1 protein-coding gene is annotated in these 1071 nt (G+C 32.2%); it reads right to left on the bottom strand.

Annotation, left to right across the window (positions count from 1 at the left end; all coding sequences use genetic code 11):
• Positions 1-193: 193 nt before the first annotated feature.
• Entirely contained in the window at positions 194-880 is a 687-nt protein-coding gene (locus N3F66_15065) for a hypothetical protein (protein MCX8125467.1), read from the bottom strand.
• Between the last annotated feature and the right edge of the window lie 191 nt (positions 881-1071).

Raw genomic sequence — 1071 nt, 5'->3', positions numbered from 1 at the left:
AATGATGATTGAGCAAACCCTGAAGCAAGCACACCACATATACACACAATTACCATTAGTCTTTTTATCATACTATCACACCACTAGTTTTTTGAGAATGAAAGAATACTAAATGCAATTACATAAAAATGGTAATAGCATATTTTTATGTATGTCAAGGCAAAATATATAGAAATTTTTTTAATACAATTTGTCACAATATAAAAGAACACCCTACTGTGGCTATCAAATCGTTTACTTTATTGAAACTATTTACCCACGAATATCCTATCGCAGCATCTATGAATTTATTTTCTCCTATAGAAATTGTTCCACCAGCAAGAATTTGATAACAGGTCATAGTTTGTATATGCTCAGTAAAAGAATCTATAACAAGACTGGCAGTGTCTAAAACCTGAAAATCAAATCCCAGTCCACCAAAAAAACCATCGGTTTTGAAGTTGCTCATCCACCCAGCTTGTAAATGCAGTAAAACCCATCCAAATGAATATGATACGGCAGTACTTAGGCTATACATATCGGACCTGTACGTATACTCAGTTTTTAAAGCAACACCAGCATCATCCTTCCCCGCTACTCTGATTTTTGCAGCAATTCCAACATCCTGCAATCCTTTATCTTTACCTTCCTCGTTGCTTTTTATGCAATACGGGCTTTCAATCATCAATTCAGCCTTACCTAAACCAATCCCAATAAGGAATGCAAAGTTGTTACTATCAATACTATTTGTATGTATTCCTGCTGCTTCATATCCTAATTCTATCTTATTTTCACCTAACTGTGCAACACCTGCATCCTCGGTTGCAAACGGTCTGTAAGCATAAAGAGCATGGTTAAAAAATACAAAAATTGTTAGATACAAAAACAATTGGATCTTCATAGAATATACATTTCTAATAATATTAGTTTTATCTAATATTTTTAGACATATAAATCTATACCTGTTTTTGTCAATAAAAAAAGATTTTTTAAATAGATCATTGCATATTCGTAATAATTTTTCCATTCAAAGAAAATATGTCTGTCCTTTGTTGAAAGCTAACATGATTTTATGAACATATTGCTATAGCA

The organism is Spirochaetota bacterium (assembly GCA_026414805.1).
Taxonomy (GTDB): domain Bacteria; phylum Spirochaetota; class UBA4802; order UBA4802; family UB4802; genus UBA4802.
Note: the sequence above shows the minus strand (reverse complement) of the source record. Positions and strands in the feature narration are given on the sequence as shown.